At 69.3% G+C, this 16,236-nt stretch carries 15 protein-coding genes; 8 read left to right on the top strand and 7 right to left on the bottom strand.

Features of this window, described 5'->3' with window-relative positions:
- The first annotated feature begins 3 nt into the window (after positions 1-3).
- On the top strand, positions 4-1,041 hold the full coding sequence (locus ACYVF6_RS00880; RefSeq protein WP_460514641.1) for a hypothetical protein: 1,038 nt from the start codon (positions 4-6) through the stop codon (positions 1,039-1,041).
- 558 nt (positions 1,042-1,599) lie between these two features.
- Here the strand turns inward: ACYVF6_RS00880 and ACYVF6_RS00875 are convergent.
- Together ACYVF6_RS00875 and ACYVF6_RS00870 are read right to left on the bottom strand one after the other, a co-directional pair.
- Complete coding sequence (locus ACYVF6_RS00875) at positions 1,600-2,427, bottom strand: LLM class flavin-dependent oxidoreductase (protein WP_460514639.1); 828 nt, start codon at positions 2,425-2,427, stop codon at positions 1,600-1,602.
- A 132-nt stretch (positions 2,428-2,559) separates the two neighbouring features.
- The gene (locus tag ACYVF6_RS00870) at positions 2,560-3,714 is read right to left on the bottom strand and encodes an epoxide hydrolase family protein (RefSeq protein ID WP_460514637.1); all 1,155 of its coding nucleotides are present in this window, start codon (positions 3,712-3,714) and stop codon (positions 2,560-2,562) included.
- 47 nt (positions 3,715-3,761) lie between these two features.
- On the opposite strand from ACYVF6_RS00870, the gene ACYVF6_RS00865 reads away from it, so the two are divergent.
- On the top strand, positions 3,762-4,385 hold the full coding sequence (locus ACYVF6_RS00865; RefSeq protein WP_460514635.1) for a DinB family protein: 624 nt from the start codon (positions 3,762-3,764) through the stop codon (positions 4,383-4,385).
- A 1,039-nt stretch (positions 4,386-5,424) separates the two neighbouring features.
- Here ACYVF6_RS00865 and ACYVF6_RS00860 read toward each other — a convergent pair.
- From ACYVF6_RS00860 to ACYVF6_RS00850, 3 genes are all read right to left on the bottom strand, one after another.
- Complete coding sequence (locus ACYVF6_RS00860; protein ID WP_460514633.1) at positions 5,425-5,994, bottom strand: TetR/AcrR family transcriptional regulator; 570 nt, start codon at positions 5,992-5,994, stop codon at positions 5,425-5,427.
- The gene (locus ACYVF6_RS00855) at positions 5,984-7,210 is read right to left on the bottom strand and encodes a phenylacetate--CoA ligase family protein (RefSeq protein ID WP_460514632.1); all 1,227 of its coding nucleotides are present in this window, start codon (positions 7,208-7,210) and stop codon (positions 5,984-5,986) included. The genes ACYVF6_RS00860 and ACYVF6_RS00855 overlap by 11 nt, the downstream gene beginning before the upstream one ends.
- Positions 7,211-7,707: 497 nt before the next feature.
- On the bottom strand, positions 7,708-8,502 hold the full coding sequence (locus ACYVF6_RS00850) for an SDR family NAD(P)-dependent oxidoreductase (RefSeq protein ID WP_460514631.1): 795 nt from the start codon (positions 8,500-8,502) through the stop codon (positions 7,708-7,710).
- 113 nt (positions 8,503-8,615) lie between these two features.
- Here ACYVF6_RS00850 and ACYVF6_RS00845 point away from each other — a divergent pair, with 113 nt between their 5' ends.
- Entirely contained in the window at positions 8,616-9,206 is a 591-nt protein-coding gene (locus tag ACYVF6_RS00845) for a nucleotidyltransferase domain-containing protein (RefSeq protein ID WP_460514629.1), read from the top strand.
- On the opposite strand, the gene ACYVF6_RS00840 is transcribed toward ACYVF6_RS00845, so the two are convergent.
- Positions 9,182-10,459: an apiosidase-like domain-containing protein gene (locus ACYVF6_RS00840; RefSeq protein WP_460514628.1), complete on the bottom strand. Its 1,278-nt coding sequence runs from the start codon at positions 10,457-10,459 to the stop codon at positions 9,182-9,184. The two genes, ACYVF6_RS00845 and ACYVF6_RS00840, sit on opposite strands and share 25 nt — an antisense overlap.
- A gap of 310 nt (positions 10,460-10,769) precedes the next feature.
- Positions 10,770-11,648 (bottom strand): LysR family transcriptional regulator, encoded by an 879-nt coding sequence (locus ACYVF6_RS00835; RefSeq protein ID WP_460514627.1) that lies wholly within the window; start codon positions 11,646-11,648, stop codon positions 10,770-10,772.
- An 81-nt stretch (positions 11,649-11,729) separates the two neighbouring features.
- Here ACYVF6_RS00835 and ACYVF6_RS00830 point away from each other — a divergent pair, with 81 nt between their 5' ends.
- The 5 genes from ACYVF6_RS00830 to ACYVF6_RS00810 all read left to right on the top strand — a co-directional run bounded on the left by ACYVF6_RS00830 (position 11,730) and on the right by ACYVF6_RS00810 (position 16,186).
- Positions 11,730-12,608, top strand: a complete 879-nt coding sequence (locus tag ACYVF6_RS00830; RefSeq protein ID WP_460514625.1) for a DMT family transporter — start codon at positions 11,730-11,732, stop codon at positions 12,606-12,608.
- A gap of 19 nt (positions 12,609-12,627) precedes the next feature.
- The gene (locus tag ACYVF6_RS00825) at positions 12,628-13,182 is read left to right on the top strand and encodes a dihydrofolate reductase family protein (protein WP_460514622.1); all 555 of its coding nucleotides are present in this window, start codon (positions 12,628-12,630) and stop codon (positions 13,180-13,182) included.
- Positions 13,183-13,190: 8 nt separating this feature from the next.
- A complete protein-coding gene (locus tag ACYVF6_RS00820; RefSeq protein WP_460514620.1) occupies positions 13,191-13,529 on the top strand; it encodes a YciI family protein in 339 nt (112 codons plus the stop codon).
- 549 nt (positions 13,530-14,078) lie between these two features.
- A complete protein-coding gene (locus ACYVF6_RS00815; protein WP_460514618.1) occupies positions 14,079-14,885 on the top strand; it encodes a MerR family transcriptional regulator in 807 nt (268 codons plus the stop codon).
- Positions 14,882-16,186 carry an erythromycin esterase family protein gene (locus tag ACYVF6_RS00810; RefSeq protein ID WP_460514616.1) on the top strand — a complete coding sequence of 435 codons (1,305 nt, stop codon included), beginning with the start codon at positions 14,882-14,884 and terminating at the stop codon, positions 16,184-16,186. Before ACYVF6_RS00815 ends, ACYVF6_RS00810 begins: the two co-directional genes overlap by 4 nt.
- Positions 16,187-16,236: the final 50 nt, after the last annotated feature.

Below are 16,236 nucleotides of genomic sequence, written 5' to 3'. Positions count from 1 at the left end.
CCGATGCCGACCGAACCCGACTGGTACGCCGAACTCGCCGACGCCGTGAAGTCACGCAAGGTCGACGCCACCCAGCTCGCCGAGCTCGTCGACGAGGCGAGGGCACACTGCGACGCCTCCGACGAACGCCCGCAAGACGCCTTCGGCGACGCTCACACCTACGCGTCCGAAGTCTCCAGTGCCGTGCATCCTGACGAGGCTCGGTTCCAGCACGTCGCCCAGCGATACGCCTGGTCGGGTCGGCCAGTTGTCCTTCGGTTGCTCGGCGCCTTCGGAGCCGCTCTGGCCGGGTACGCCGGCGGGGGCTGGCTGGTGTTCGGTCTCGTGCACACGTGGACGACACTCGACCTGCTCGGATTCCTCACGATGTGTGCCGCAGTCTCGATGTTCAACCTACGCGACGAACTCCGCGACGCGGGCCGCCCATCCACCGGACGGAAGTACCTGGGTGCGAGCCTGTTCTTCCTCGCCGCATCTGTCGTGATCGGCTCCTTTCTGCCGACAGTAGAGCTCTTCCAAGCGCCGACGCCGGCGCTCATCCTGGGCGGAATCTGCTTGATGGCTGTCGAATGGGTGCTCGGCGATCGCTGGGTCAAGGCGCACCCACCCCAACCACACCATTCACGGGAGGTGTGGCTGGACCGGCTGGCGGACCTACTGGAAGGCAGGTACCGGCTCACCGCAGCCCAGGCCCGGGACCTCCGCGCCGAGACGGCCTCGCACCTGGCCGACTCCGGCGCGGAGCCGGAGGCGGAGTTCGGTCTGGTGGACGACTACGCCGCCGAACTCGCCGAACGTTCCGGACTGAACCGGAGGGACAAGCCCCCGGGCCAGCTCGGCCGCCTGGCCGCCGCCTTCCTTCTGCCGCTGTTCTTCGCCGCCGTCACCATCGTCGTCATCCTCCGGGAGGGCCCACTCAACCTGCGGACCGCGATACTGGCCGGGCTGACGCTGATCTTCGCCCGCCTTGCCTTCTCCTCCTGGCAGCGATACCGGTCCACCGACGGCCAGCCGACCAGCTCCGCGAGCCGCCCGACCTGACCTGGATCGTCAGACCAGCAGGAGAGCATCAGCTCGCCGACGCCGACGCCGCGGCCGATGTACGCACCGACACACGCCTGCCCGCGAAGGCGTTGCCGCCAAGACCGCTCGCGGCTACCGCAGCCAGCCAACGCACCGACACTCGCCCGCAAAGGACGCTGCGGCCACCGCCCGCGGCGACCGCCGCGGCCAGCCAACGCACCGACACCCGCCCGCTCGCGAAGAGCGTTGCGGCCAACGCCGCCCGCGACGACCGCACCGGCTCGCCCAACGTCGACCCTGGATACCGTCTCCGGCTCGCGAAGGACACCGCAGCCACCACCAGCGGCGACCACGGCCGCCGGCCAAGCACCGACAAACGCCCGCTCGCGAAGGAGCCTTGCGGCCAACGCCGCCCGTGACTACCGCACCAGCTCGGCCCGACAGCTCGGCCCGGCAGTTCGACCTGGGCAGCACGGTCGGACCAGCAGGAGAGCATCAGCTCGTCCACGCCGAGGTCGGCGTACACATCGACACTCTCCCGCGAGCCGAGAACGTCGCGGGCAACGCCGCCCGCGGCTACCGCACCAGCTCGGCCAGACGTTCAACCTGCCCGGCATCGTCGGACCAGCAGTAGAGCATCAGCTCGTCCACGCCGAGGTCGGCGTACGCATCGATCGTCTGCTGGATCGCCTCCCTCGTGGTGGGGAGGCCGGCCAGGATCTGGTCGACGTAGGGGTTGGAGCCGTAGTAGCTCGCGAGTGCACGTTCGGCTTGCTCCGTCGTAGCCCGCGGACCGAGCGCCACGTTGCACTGCGCAACGAACCGCGGCCTTCCTTCACGGCCGTGAGCGACCCAAGCCGCCTCGACCGTACGGTAGATGTCGCCGGCGTAGCTGGGTGGTGCGGCACAGAGCAGCCCGTCGCCGAAGCGCGCAATTCGTCGCAGCGCTGCTCCGCGCCATGCACCGAAGAGGATCTCCGGGCCGGTCGAGTGTGTAGGGGTAGGACCTATGTGGTTCTCCTTCCAGGTTTGGCGAATCAACGTGAGCTGCTCGTCGAGCCGACGGCCGCGCGTAGCCAGGTCGACGTTCAGTGCGGCGAAGTCGACTTCGTTGCCGCCTACGCCGAGACCGAGCGTGAATCGGCCGCAGGACATGCGGTCGAGCGTCGCGACCTGCTTCGCCAGCAGCAGCGGTTCACGTAGCGGCGCGACCAATACCTCTGTCTGCAAGCGAATTCGGGTGGTGGCTCCAGCCAGCGCGGCCAGCGCCACCATCGGCTCAGGGTTGTGGTGGACCACCCGGTCGAGCAGTCCGAGGGTGCTGAACGGACCTTCGTCGGCGAGTTTCGCCCAGCTGAGCAGGGTTTCAGGGACTCCGATAGGAAGGCCGAGGCCGATCTTCAAGGTGGAACTCCAGCTTCACGAGGGGTCGGTGTGGGTACCGCCCGCTCCATTGCCCGCTCGATGCGGCCGACCCGTGCCCTCGTCTGCGGTGTGGTTCTTGAGGGCTGACGTAACTGGAGTGCGGCCAGCATATCAGGGTTTTTGGCGAAAGGGACGCAGGGATTCACGCAAATCGGCGACGATCAAGTCGGGCTCCTCCATCGCACCGAAGTGCCCGCCGCGGTCGAACTCCGTCCAGCGCACGACATTGTTGTTGCGCTCGGCCAGCCGGCGGATCGGCAGCGAGATGTCGTGCGGAAAGACAGCGACGGCGAGGGGTACGGCCGAGTCGGGCTCGAGCTCGCCCCAGCCTGAGAAGCCTTCCTTGTAATAGCGCGCCGACGAGCCGGCGGTGCCGGTCAGCCAGTAGAGCATGACGTTCGTGAGCAGCGCGTCGCGGTCAACCGCGTCCTCAGGCACGTTCTCGGAGTCGGTCCACGCCTTGAACCCGTCGGCGATCCACGCCAGCTGCGCGATCGGCGAGTCGGTGAGGCCGTACGCCACCAGGAGCGGCTTCGTGCCCTGGATCGCAGCGTACCCGCCGAGCTCGTACTCGTATTTGTACTGCTTCTCTATGCTGCGTTTCTCGTTCTCCACGGAGAGGTCGGCGGTCGCCTCGTCGGCGGTTGCGGAGAAGACGGACGTGAGATGCAGCGCAACGAGCTGGTCGGGCGCCTGCAGCCCGAGCTCGCGCGAGACGAGGGCGCCGAGGTCGCCGCCGTGCGTGGCATAGCGCTCGTACCCGAGGCGGCGCATCAGCTCGGCCCACGCGCGGGCGATCCGTTCCACCGTCCAAGGGCTCTCGCGGGTCGGGCCGGAGAACCCGAAGCCCGGCGGCGTGGGGATGACGAGGTGGAAGGCGTCTTCGGGGTTGCCGCCGTGGCTGCGCGGATCGGCCAAGGGCTTGATCGTCTCGAGGAACTCCACGAACGAGCCCGGCCAGCCATGGGTGAGCAGCAGCGGGAGCGCGGCGGGCTCGGGCGAGCGGACGTGGACGAAGTGGACCTCGTGGCCGTCGAGCTCCGTTGTGTACTGGGGCAGCTCGTTGAGCTTCGCCTCTCGTTCGCGCCAGTCGTATTGGGTACGCCAGTAGTCTGCGAGCTCGCGGAGGTAGTCGACGGGGATGCCGTAGCTCCAGCCGAGCCCAGGAGGCTCCTCCGGCCAGCGGGTGTTGTCCAGGCGCCGGTGGAGATCGTCCAGGGCGGCTTGCGGGACGTCGATGCGGAACGGCTTGATTTCGTCGGTCATGGCGTTGGACGGTAGAGGGCGTTGCGGTCAGGTTGTGTCCTCTGTCGGTGGTCGATGGCAAGCTGTCCGGCATGAAGGAGATCCTGTGGTCGGCCTTGCGGTCCAACCGCGAAGCGCTGCTGTGGAAGCTCGAAGGCCTCAGCGAATACGACCGGCGGCGGCCGCTCACGCCGACCGGCACCAACCTGCTGGGTGTGCTCAAGCATGTGGGCAGCGAGGAGTACGGCTACCTTGGCGAGACGTTCGGCCGGCCGGCGCCCGAACAACTCGCCTGCATGACCGACGGCTCCATCTGGCAAGGCGGCGACATGTGGGCGACGCCGGAGGAGAGCACCGAGTATCTGCTCGGCTATTTCAGGCGGGCGTGCGCCTGGGCCGACGAAACGATCGCATCATTGCCCTTGGACGCGGAGGGTTCAGTGCCGTGGTGGTCCGACGGCAAGTGCACGCTGGGCCAGATCCTCGTCCTCATGGTCTCCGAAACGGCCCGCCACACCGGCCACGTCGACATCGTCCGCGAACTCATCGACGGCGCGGCCGGCGACGCCCCCGGCTCCACTTCCATGGGCGACAGGGACAAGCAAAGCTGGCAGGACTACGTCGCACAGGTGGAGTCCGCCGCCCGCAAAGCCGCCATCGCCGCCGGAGAGGAGCTGCCATCGAGAAGCTGACGAACTCCTGCTACGCACGCCCGCTCCCGCCCGCGGCCAACGACAACAACAGGCAGCGCTGGCGCAGTCGGCAAGGCTGCCAACACCTGCGGCCAGCAAGCCGAACGCGGCAACGCAAGCACACACCGCTCACGTGATCGGCCAGACTGCCAACGCGCAGCCAAGCGACGAGCCGCGCCGACGCCAGCACACATCACTGGGCGCAGCCAGCAACGCCGTCCACGCGTAGCCAGCTTGCGGCCTGCGGCACGGCAGCTCGCACGGGTAGCGCGGTCGGCCAGGCCGCCATCGAACGGCCGGCAGCCGACGCCGCCAACGCCAGCGCAGTGTTGGACGCAGCCGGGCGTGCCACCAACGCGTAGCCAGCCAGCGGGCCGCGCCACGGCAGCGCGCACGGGCAAGCGCGACCGACCAGATCGCAACGCGTAGCGAGCCAGCGGACGGCGGCCACGCCAGCACAGTGTTGGACCCAGCCAGCCACGCCACCAACGCGTAGGCAACCAGCGGCACACGCCACGACAGCACGCACGGACAAGCGCGACCGACCAGACCGCCAACGCGTAGCCAGCCAGCGGGCCGCGCCACGGCGGCTCGCACGGGTAGCGCGACCGACCAGGCCGCATCGTGTGGCGGGCAAGCAGGCCGCGCCACGACGGCGCGCACAAGTGAGCGCAGCCGGCGTCATTGCGAACACACGTGGTCAGTAAGCCGACCGCGCCAACGCTGACAGAGCACTACCTGTGGCCGGAAGCGCGCACCAGCAACGCCACAACCGAACGGCGCCGCCGCCGACGCGGATGGCTGTTACCGCAAGCCAACGCCGACCACCGCGCGCGACGAGCCGCCGACCGCAGGGCACCTGCCTGCGGCGAGCCAGCCTCGCACGCCGACCTACAAACACTGACCGACCCACCGCACCCAGGCACCAGCCGTCGCATCGGCGGCTGGACGTCATCGCCGCCAGAAAGGAGCCGCCGTCGAGGAAACCGATCCATACCCAGCTACACCCCACGCCCCGCCGGCGCTGGCCGGCGTCCGGTCAGTGGTCCAGGCGGGCCAGGCCGGCATCCAGTGCGGCCACCACGTCGAGGGCGGGGTCGTCTGCCCAGGCGAACCAGGCGGCGAGGAGTGCGCCGAACACCAGGCCGCCGACCGTGCGGGCTTCCGGTTCGTCGCCGATGCGTTCCGCGGTGAGCTCGAGGATCAGGCTGCGTACACGGACGATGTTCTGGAGGCCGGCCGCCCACACCTCAGGCACGGTGAGGGCGAGCAGCTGGCGCTGCTTGGCCTCCTCCACCGCCGGTGAGTTCAGCGTGCCGAAAACCTCCGCGAACGCGCGCCGGAACGCTTCGACAGCGTTGAGGTTGGGCGGTTGGGCGCGGTACGCCGAGGCGATCAGCGTGTCGTAGCCGTCGGCGGAAACGAGGTCTTCCTTGGTTGCGAAGTAACGGAAGACCGTACGGTGCGACACCTCCGCTGCGGCCGCGATCTGCTCGATGCTCGTCGCCGCGTAACCCTGGGTTCGGAAGAGGCGCAGCGCTTCGGCCTGGATCGTCGCCTTCGTCTTGGCCTTCTTGCGTTCGCGCAAGCCGTCCGGGTCAGGCGTCATCGGACACCCGCAAGCCCGCGCCCGCGCCCACGCCCTCGTACGGGATCACCGGGCGATACTTGCCGCCCGCTGACTGTTCCGGTTCCTCCGTCGCCCGCTCGACCGCCACGTCGTTCAGGCCGTGGTCGGCCAGCAGGTGGCGGATCGCGTCCAGCACCGTGGCCCACACCTGCTCCACGTCGGCGCCGGCGACAGTACGCAGCCGGATCCGCAACCGGTCCGGCGAGACCTGCACGACCTGGAACAGTTCCACCCCCGGCACCCGGTCGACCAGCGTGCCGAACGCCAAGGGTGCGATGCTCACCGCGCCGAACGTCAGCAGGTTCGCCGCCCTGCCGCGGACCCGGATCGCGGGGAGCGGGTTGCCGCAGGCGCAGGGGTCCGGGCGTTGCAGCACGCTGTCGCCGAGGTCGTATCGAATGATCGGCTGCACTCGGTTGGCGAGGTTCGTCACCAGCACGCTGTGCGACTGCTGCCCCACCGGCGTCGGGCGAAGGTCGGCGTCGACGGGTTCGAGCACGACCCAATCGCTGTTGACGTGGTACCAGCCCTCCGCGCAGCCGTCAGTGAGGTACGGGCATTCGCTCGCGCCATACGTCAGCCGCACCTTCGCCCCGAACGCCGCCGCGATCCTCGCCTGCTCCGCCGGCGAGAGCGACTCCCCCGCCGGCTCGAGCAGTACGGGACGCAGGGCCAGCCGGCCGGCCTCCTGCTCACCGGCGAGCATCGCCAGAACGCTGCCGTAGCCCAGCACCACCGCCGGCTGGAAGTCGTTCAGCTGCCGGACCAGCTCGGCGAGCGGCAGGTGCACGGAGAACAGCCGGATCGCCTTACCCGCAAGGCGATTCCGCCGCAGCGAAGCCGTACCTGCCGCCACCAGGAAGTGCCCGCCCGTCGCGGCGACGATCGCCATTCGTCCGCCGCGGCGGAGGATTCGCCCCAGGTCGCCCGCGGTCAGCCAGGAGCGCATCATCCGCAGGCTGAGCGCGAAGTTCACCGCGAGGTCAGCGGCGTCCTTGACGAAGATCGCCGGCGTGCCGGTCGTACCGGAGGTCGTGACGACCGTGTACTTGCCGAGGAACCGCGTGCCGGCCAGCTCAGGATCGGCGACGAACGCGCGGGCGCCGTCCAGCGTGATCTCACGATCGGTCGCCCAGTCGTCGAAGCTCACCATCAGGCTGCGCTTGCTGGTCGTCGGCAGCACCTCCGATCCCACCGACTCAGACGGCAGGTCGCGGTAAAGGCGCCGGTAATAAGGGGAATGAGTACGAGCGTGTGCGACAAGCTCGGCAAGCCGCCGGCGCTGCGTCGCAGGCGGCAGACCGTCCCGCCGGACCTTCCCGGCCGCTCGAGCGATTCGAAAAACTGTCATCACACTGTCAAACGTTACTCCACTGTCAGAAGATCCGCCAATCACCGGACCGCGCCGCACTGACCCGTGCCGCGGTACGAGGCTCGCGCCGGCGCTACGGGCGAACGGAGCGACGCTGCGCTCCTCCAAAAGCGCCGGTGGGATGGCCTCATGGAGGCGGGGCGTCGCGAGCCCGAAGAGCGCGACACCGCACCCATCCCCAGGAAGTCCGTGGAATGTGCAGGTCACCGCGAACCCGAAAGGAACGATGGCGCACCCCTCCCCCAGAACACGCGAAGTGAGCTCGTGAGTTCGGGCCGCCGCGAGTCGCAGCGAGTCGCGGCGCGACTGTGAAAGTCGGCCTAGGGCAGGATCGCGTCGACATAGCCGCCGTCGACGCGGACGGCGGCGCCGGTCGTCGCCGAGGCCTGGGCGGAGCTCAGGTAGACCACGAGGTTGGCGATCTCCTCCGGCTCGATCAGCCGTTGCAGCAGCGACTGCGGCCGGTGCAGCCGCATGAACTCGCGCTGTGCCTCCTCCCACGGCAAGTCCCGATCGACCAGCTGGTACACGAAGTCCTCGACCCCGCCTGTATGCGTCGGCCCGGCGATCACGCAGTTGACGGTCACACCGCTGCCCGCCGCCTCCTTCGCGAACCCGCGCGACACCCCGAGCAACGCCGTCTTCGACACGCCGTAATGAATCATCTCCGCGGGGATCACGACCGCCGAGTCGCTCGCGATGTACTGGACGCGCCCCCAGCCGCGCGAAAGCATCCCCGGCAGGTACGCACGAGTCAGCCGGACGGCGGCCAGCACGTTCACCTCGAAGTACCGCCGCCACTCCTCGTCGCTGATCTCCAGCGCCGGTCGCGCCTCGAAGATCCCGAGGTTGTTGACCAGGATGTCGACCTCTGGCAACGCCGACAGCACCGCCGAAGCGCCCTCCGCCGTCGACAGATCGCCGGGCGCCGCCACCAGCTCCCCGGCAGGCTCCTGCCCACCCAACAAAGCGATCGCCCGCTCGACCGACGCCTCCCCGCGCCCGTTCACGGCCGTGCGCGCGCCCGCCCGTGCAAGCCCGGCAGCGATCGCCAGCCCGATGCCCTGCGTCGACCCGGTGACGAGCGCGGTCTTCCCTGTGAGGTCCAGTTGCATGGTCGCTCCCAACAAAACGTGGTCCGCCAATTCACCGAACACTTTCCCCTGCGCAGGCGAACAACCCGGAAAACGGATTGCGCACGCCGCCGCCAGCCGCGACCGTTGTGCGGGTGACCGTCCCCGAGATCCTCACCCGCACGGCGAAGACGATGGCCGGCTTCGAGCCCGCCTGGGTACTCTGCGGCGGCTGGGCCGTCGACGCCTGGCTCGGCCGCGAGACGCGCGAGCACCTGGACGTCGACCTTGCGATCGCGGTAGAGGACCAGCGCGCTGTGCTCGACCACCTCGGCGGCTGGCACGTACGCGGCCACGACGACGAGGACGACTCGACCACCGAGCAGTGGGACGGCCGCCAACTGGCGTTCCCCGGCCACATCCACGCCACCTCGCCCGACGGTATCGAGCTCGACATCCAGCTCAACCGATGGAACGCCGGCAGCTGGGAACTCAGCACCGAACCCCACATCACGTTGCCGGTAAGGCGATCCAGCCGGCCGACGAGGTGGGGCCTCCCGGCGGCAACGCCTGACGTCGTCCTGTTCTACAAGGCTTCGGCACACCCGCGACCGCACGACGACCAGGACTTTCGAACGCTGGCACCGACGCTCAGCGACGCCGAGCGCTACTGGCTCTGGGAAACGCTGACGCTGGCCCGGCCGACCTGTCCGTGGCTCCCTCACCTCTCCGCGATGATCGCCTGATCCGCCAACGTGTCGAGCTGACGGAACGTCGTCCGGCCGCCTGCGGTTGCGACGGCGTCGACAGCGATCGGCGTACGCTCGGCCAGATCCCAGCCAGAGAAGCGATATCCCGTCAGGTCGAGCTGTACTTCGACATCGCGGGCGAACGGCTGGTACAGCACGACGAGCTCACGGTCAGGGCTTGTCGCCAGCCGGAACGCCTCTCCCGCCTTGTCGGTAAGGAGTTCCTGCGCAGGCAGCAGCCTGTCGAGCCGATGCTGGGCGAACAACCGGGCCAGCAACGAGACGTCGTAGGCACCCGGAAACTCCAGCGCCCGCGTCCATGGGAACGGTTCCAGAGACGACTTCCGCGCCAGGAAACGACCGCTCGGCGTGTGCCACATCCACATGCCGTGCGCGCCGTATCCGATGCCGGCCGTCGCTCCGGCCAGCACGCTCTCCCAGTTCGCCCGGCGTACCTCGGCGCGGCTCCAGCGGCCGTGGCCGCCGACCTTGCCGTGCTGCTCGTACGGCGGCTCGGCCGCGAGTACGGGCTTGCGCGGCTGGTACGCGACGTACTGCGCCGGCTGCCGCCAGGTCAGCTCCTGGCTCTCGACGTTGTGCCCGGACTGGTGGGTGAAGAAGTCGAGGCCGTCCAGCAACTCGTCCGGCAGTACGGCGTTGGGCGCGGAATGCGTTGTGTACAAGCAGTCCGGCGCGGTCTTGCGTAGCTGGGCGAGAGCTTCGGAGTAGGCAGCGTTCGCGCCCGGGATGCGGTAGTTGTCGTCGCCGCCGATCACGAAGATCGGTTCGAGATCGGCGAACGTGGTGGCGACCCGCTGGACGTACGCCTGCCGGCTGACGTCCGGCATGACGGCGTTCGGGGTGAGCGTGGCGCCCCAGGTGCCGGGGACGTAGTTGTTCCAAAGCACGACGAGCGCGAGCCGCAGGCCGTACTCCTCGTGCGCGATCTGCGTGAAGCGTCGCGCGTTGGCGAAGTACGCCTCGTCGGGGCGCCCGAAGTCGTAGTGCCCCGCTCCGTCGAGCGCGAACGGCTCGCGCGCGCCGGGCCGCTCGTCGCGGTCGTGCAGGATCGGGAGGATCGACACCAGGGCGCCGGTGAACCCTTGGCGGCGGCGGGTCGCGAGGTAAATCCGCCAGTCGTCCTCGGACGGGTCGGCGAAACTGCTCCAGGCGGTGTCGAGGATCAACGGAAAGTACTTTCCGTCGTTGCAGAGATGGGTTCCGGACGGATCGACGGTGAGGCGAGGCACGGTACGTAGGCTAACGCCGGGCAGCTATCTCGATCGAGACGTTCGAGGCCGGGTTGCCCAGGTTGGCCACCGGGCCGGTTCCGCTGCAGCCGTCGGCGTTCGGGCCGATCCGACGCCGCTCTGATGCTGACGGCGCGGAACGCCACCCAGCACTTCCTTCCTCTCCGCAATTTGCGGCTACCGCAAATTGCGGCCTACGAGGATCACGGCCACGCGAACGCCGGCAGGCCGCAACTTGCCGGGAGCGACTGGTCGAACGGCTTGATCACAGCCGACTGTCGGCCCCAGCTGGGAGTCGCGCCTGGAGGGGCTAGCTCGGCTGAACGGCGGCCCGGCCGAGGGCGGCCGCCAGCGCCGCGGACGGCTGGTGGCCCACCTCGTAGTGGACGAAGAGCGTCCGCCGCAGCGGCGGATCCAGCGGCAGCAGGACGATCCGGCTCGGCGCGGGTCGGGGCGCGGCCAGCGCCGGTACGACACCTGCGGTGATGCCGGCCGCCACCATCGCGATCACCGTTTCGACGTCGCGGACGGTGTGGTCGGGGCACCATTCCACGCCGTGGTCGGCGAAGCGCGCCGCCAGCAGCGGGCCGCAGGTACCGCCCGGGTCGGCCACGCCGGCGGCGGCCAGTTCGGCGAGCGTCACCCGGTCGGCGCGGCCCAGTCGGTGGTTGCTCGGCAGTACCGCCAGGAACTCGTCGGCGATCTCCTCGGTCGCCCAGCCATCTCCGGCCGCCGGCGGCGCCGTACCGACAGCCACGTCGACAGTCCGCTGCCCCAGCCACTCCGCCAGCTCGTCATCGTCCCCCTGAACGGTCAGGACGTCGAGCTCCGGCACCTCGGCAGCCAGCTCGCGTACGGCGTCAGGCACCAGCCGGACCAGCGCACTCGCCACCGCACCCACGCGAAGGCGGCCGGGCTCGCTGGTACGGGTACGCACGGCGAGCGACTCGATCGCGCGCAGCGGCTCCATCGCAGCCTTCGCCTGGGCCGCGACCTGCCGCCCCAAGCCGGTCAACGCGGCCCCGTGCGAGCCGCGGTGCACCAACGCCGCCCCGAAGCGGCGTTCGAGGCTCGCGATCGTACGGCTGACGCCCGACTGCGTGAGCCCGAGCACCTCCGCGGCACCGGTGAAGCTGCCTGCGTCCGACACAGCGAGCAAGGCCTCCAGCTGGGCGATCGTCAGGTCCACGCAGCCCATGATGCCAGCTCATGTCGGCGACAACCAACAGTCGTTGGACGCATCACCGCAGGTCAGCTGAGACTGGAACCCATGCCGACCGCCGTCCTCCCCCTCATCGCCCTGTGGCTGTGTTGGGGCACCTCGTTCCCGGCGATCCGCGTGATGGTGACGATGCTCCCACCGCTACTCGCGTCCGGCACGGTCTTCTGCATGGCCGGAGCCATCCTCGCCGCGAGCCGGCCGAGCGTCCTGCGCGGTCTCACCCGTACCCAAACAGCCCGCGCGGCCGGCGTCGGCTGCTGCCTGCTCGGCGCTCAGGGCCTGGTCGCCGTCACTGTCGCCGAGCAACGGGTGTACGCGGGTACGGCCGCGCTGCTGGTCGCCACCGTTCCGCTCTGGGTATCGATCCTCCGCGCATTCACCGGGCACCGACCCACCGCCGCGGGTGCCGGCCGCCTCGGCCTGGGATTCGCCGGCGCCGCCACAGTGCTCGCGGCCGACACCGCCGACGACGGACCACGCGTCAACGCCTGGGCCCTCGCCGTACTCGGGGCCGCCGTCCTCTGGGCTGCCGGTACGGTCTGGGCCAGCGCCAACGAGCAGCCTCCGCCCAGGCCGGCCACGGTCGTCCAGCTCTTCTCCGGTGGCCTTGGTCTGCTGATCGTCAGCGCAGCGACCAGCGAGCCCGCCGCCCTGGCCACCAGCCAGATCAGCGGCCAGTCGGTCGCAGCCCTCGCGTACCTCGTCGCCGTCGACTCGCTCGCCGGCTTCGCGCTGTACAACTGGCTGCTCCGCAGTGCCCCGATCTCGCTGGTCAGCACGTACGCCTACGCCGTACCCGTGATCGCCTACGCCATCAGCGTCATCGTCCTCGGCGAGCCGTTCCGCCCACTCGCAGCGCTCGGCGCCGCCGCGATCGTCGCGGCGATCGCCGGCGAGCTAGCCGCCAGAAACGTCGATCCCGTCTGAGCCCGCTCGTGTACGAGACATGAGCAAACTGATCGTGGTCAACTACCTCTCGCTCGACGGCCGCTTCGACTACGGCGACTGGATCGAGCCGTACCTCGACGACACCGTCGTCCGCGCCATATCTCAAGCCACCGTCCAGGCCGCCGGCATGTTGCTGGGCCGCCGTACGTACGACAGCTTCGCCGCCATCTGGCCGGACGCCGACGAGAGCGAGCAAGCCGTGGCGGCGATGAACAGGATGCCGAAGTACGTCGTCTCGACCACGCTTCGCGCCGGCGAGGCGAGGTGGAACGGCACGGAAGTACTCCAGGCGGCCGATCCCGACCGGATCCGCGCCCTCAAGCGGCGGCACGACGGTTACCTCGTCGTGTTCGGCAGCGGCGAGCTGATCCAGACGCTGATGGAGCACGACCTGATCGACGAGTACCGCCTGCTCGTACTCCCGATCATCCGCGGCACCGGCCGGAGGCTGTTTCCTGACCGGACGACGACGCCCAGTGGCCTGCACCTGGCCGACGCAACCTACACGCGATCCGGTGTGCTGATCGCGACCTACCAGCGCGAGCGGCGATGATGAGCGGCATGACGCGCTACCTGCTCAGCCTCTACCAGCCCGACAGCGATCCCCCGGTTGACGGCGACCTCCACCAGATCCAGCGCGACTTGGACGCGTTGGAGCAGCGCGCCAGGACGGCAGGCGCATGGCTGTTCTCCGGCGGCCTCCAACCGCCGGCCACCGCGGGGGTCGTACGTTCCAAGGGCGGACAGGTCGTCACGACCGACGGGCCGTACGTCGAGGGCAAGGAGCACATCGGCGGCTTCGTCGTGATCGAGGCGGCCGACGGCGACGCAGCGAACGAATGGGCAGGTCAGCTCAGCGAGGCAGCCACCCTCCCTGTCGAGGTCTGGCCGATCCGGTAGCTCGAGGCGCAACGCGGCGCCGCCCACCGCAGCCTGCTGTGACACCGCCACCGCGCAACTGCAGTCCACCGCAGCCACGCCCCACCGCTCGCCACGGCATGGACCATCACTCGACTGCGGCCATTGCAGCTGCGGCCCGTCGCGGCCACCGCCTGCCACAGCCGCCGCCCGCCACAGCTACCGCCCGTCGCCGCCACCGCCCGCCACAGCCGCCGCAGTTTGCGGCTACCGCATTTTCCAGGCATCGCAGGACCGCTCTGCCGCCCACCGCAGCCCACTGCTGCGCCACGCCAACCTCCTTGGCGGCCATCCGGGCCGTCACCCGCTCGTCCCGACCTGCAAGGCGACGACCATCTCGTCCCCGGATGAGTGGTAGCCCCGGACAGGCCCAACCGTCGCCCCGGCATCGACGGCCGGCTGAGCCTTCCTGCCCGAAGCGAGCCCGTGGCAGCGTGCCGACGTTCTCCTTCGCTTCATCCCGCCATCCGCCAGCTTTGGCACGGCCAAGCACTTGAACCTGACGTAACGTGAGGTTCTACCGTCGACCTCGTGGACGAATTCGACGACCCGGACGAGCGCCGATGGACGATCGGTGAGCTGGCCAAGGCGAGCGGCACCACCGTTCGTACTCTGCATCACTACGACGAGATCGGCCTGCTGCGACCGACCGAGCGGACCGCCGCCGGCCACCGCCGCTACACCGAGGCCGATGTACGCCGCCTCTACCGCGTGCGGGCCCTCGCCGGCCTCGGTCTCTCGCTGGACGAGGTAGCCGTCGCGCTGACCCAGGCAGCCACCGACATCGAAGGGCTCCGCGACCTCCTGACAGCCCAGCTGGCGGCCTTGGACGCACGCGCCGCCCAGCTCGAGGACCTCCGCGGCCGCGTCCAAGTGCTGCTCAACCAGCTCAACGACGACACGCTCCCCGGCGCCGACAGCTTCCTGTCGACGCTGGAACCCCTGCGTACGTTGGACATCGACGCCTATCTCACCCACCGCGAGCAGGCCGCACTGGCCCGGCGGGCCGGCGAGCTCGGCGCGGAGAACGTCGACGACCTGAAGTCGGAGTGGCTCCGGCTGGTCGCGGAGCTCCGCCGGCACCATCGCGAGCAGACGCCGGTCGACGACGCCCGCGTACAGGCGCTGGCCGCTCGCTGGTACGAGATCGGCGCGGCGTTCCGTACCGGCGACCAGTCGGTCGACGAGCAGATCGACATCGCCGCCGAGAAGGTCTGGCAGGACGGCGGGGCGGCGATCAGCGAGGAGCTGGAACCCCGGATCGGCTGGCCGGGCGGCGGCGCCGGGCTCGCGGAGGTCGTCGAGTACGTACGCAGTGCGCGGGAGGCCCGGCGATGACTTCTGTGGGCGAATGGCTGTGCGGCAACGCTCATCGGCTGCGGACGCTCGATCCCGCGGACGACGACTTCAGCGATCTCGAGCCCTTGCGTGACATCGTTGGCGACGCGCGGGTCGTGTCGATCGGCGAGAGTACGCACCGGGTGCACGAGTTCTATCAGCTGAGACATCGGATGATCCGCTTCCTGGTAAGGGAATTGGGCTTCACCGCGCACGTCATGGAGTCGGGTTTTCCGGAGGGTCTCGCGGTCGACAATTATGTCGTCAACGGAGTTGGCGATCTGGATTCCCTCCTGTATAAAGGCCTCACGTACCACATGGGTAAGTGCGAAGAGATGCGTGAGCAGCTGTTGTGGATGCGTGGCCACAACGCTTCGCACCAACGTAAGGTGCGGTTCTACGGCATGGACGTGCCCGGCTCCAGCGCGACGGTGGTGCCTGCGATCGAGGCAGCGCTGACGTTCCTGGACGACGTGGACCCGGCATACGCCGAGGCGGTGCGGGCACGGTTGCTGCCGTTGTTCGACTACCTGCCCTCCGACCGTTCCGGGCTCGCCTGGGCCGCGCCGGCGATCCAGGCATACCAAGCGCTCGACGCCGCGTGCCGGCACGAGCTGACGGCGCGAATCGGCGAGCTCACCGAACGCCTGCAGGCGATGCGGGTGGTGTACGCCTCACGGGCAGGTTCGCCAGAGCGGGCTGACGTCGCGTTCCGCTGCGCGGCGACCGGCCGGCACCTGGACGCGTTCCTGGCGGCTGCGGCAGCCGGGACGGAGCGTACCTACGAAGGCGCCAACCTTCGCGACATCGCAATGGCCGACAACGTGGAGTGGATCCTCGGACGCGAGGACCGGATCGTCGTGACAGCGGCGAACGGACACGTGCAGCGGTGGCCGTTCCGCGTGCCGCCGTACGTGCCGAACGAGCTCACCATGCTCGGCGAGCACCTTGCAGCATCTATCGGAGAAAGGATGGTGGTGATTGCGACGACATTTGGTGGCGGAAGCCTGTGGGTGCACCGGCCGATACCCGGCGGCGCGCCCGGACACACCGAGTCCTCCGTCGAGGACCTCGGGCGGCTGAACGAGCCCGGAAGCCTTGACGCGTTGCTCGCGGAGAGCGGAATGCCCTTGCTTCTCGTACCTTTGCGCGATTTGCCCGTCAAGGGCGCGGTCGCGGAACGGTTCGCGGAAGTCGACTCGATCCTGACCGGGCCGCACCGGCAGCCGGTCGATCCGCTGGTGGCATTCGATGCCGTCTTACACATCGACCAGGTCACGCCCTGGCACTCGTACATCTGAGCGCACACGGGAACGGCTTGCGCCGGACGAACGTCGAAGGTTGTGTGCGG

It is taken from the genome of Flindersiella endophytica (assembly GCF_054779015.1).
Note: the sequence above shows the minus strand (reverse complement) of the source record. Positions and strands in the feature narration are given on the sequence as shown.

What these genes read in the sequence shown, in the direction of transcription:
- ACYVF6_RS00880 (WP_460514641.1), top strand. Translation starts at nt 4, where the DNA reads ATGCCGACCGAACCCGACTGGTACGCCGAACTCGCCGACGCCGTGAAG.
- ACYVF6_RS00870 (WP_460514637.1), bottom strand. Translation starts at nt 3,714, where the DNA reads ATGACCGACGAAATCAAGCCGTTCCGCATCGACGTCCCGCAAGCCGCC.
- ACYVF6_RS00860 (WP_460514633.1), bottom strand. Translation starts at nt 5,994, where the DNA reads ATGACGCCTGACCCGGACGGCTTGCGCGAACGCAAGAAGGCCAAGACG.
- ACYVF6_RS00850 (WP_460514631.1), bottom strand. Translation starts at nt 8,502, where the DNA reads ATGCAACTGGACCTCACAGGGAAGACCGCGCTCGTCACCGGGTCGACG.
- ACYVF6_RS00830 (WP_460514625.1), top strand. Translation starts at nt 11,730, where the DNA reads ATGCCGACCGCCGTCCTCCCCCTCATCGCCCTGTGGCTGTGTTGGGGC.
- ACYVF6_RS00825 (WP_460514622.1), top strand. Translation starts at nt 12,628, where the DNA reads ATGAGCAAACTGATCGTGGTCAACTACCTCTCGCTCGACGGCCGCTTC.
- ACYVF6_RS00820 (WP_460514620.1), top strand. Translation starts at nt 13,191, where the DNA reads ATGACGCGCTACCTGCTCAGCCTCTACCAGCCCGACAGCGATCCCCCG.
- ACYVF6_RS00810 (WP_460514616.1), top strand. Translation starts at nt 14,882, where the DNA reads ATGACTTCTGTGGGCGAATGGCTGTGCGGCAACGCTCATCGGCTGCGG.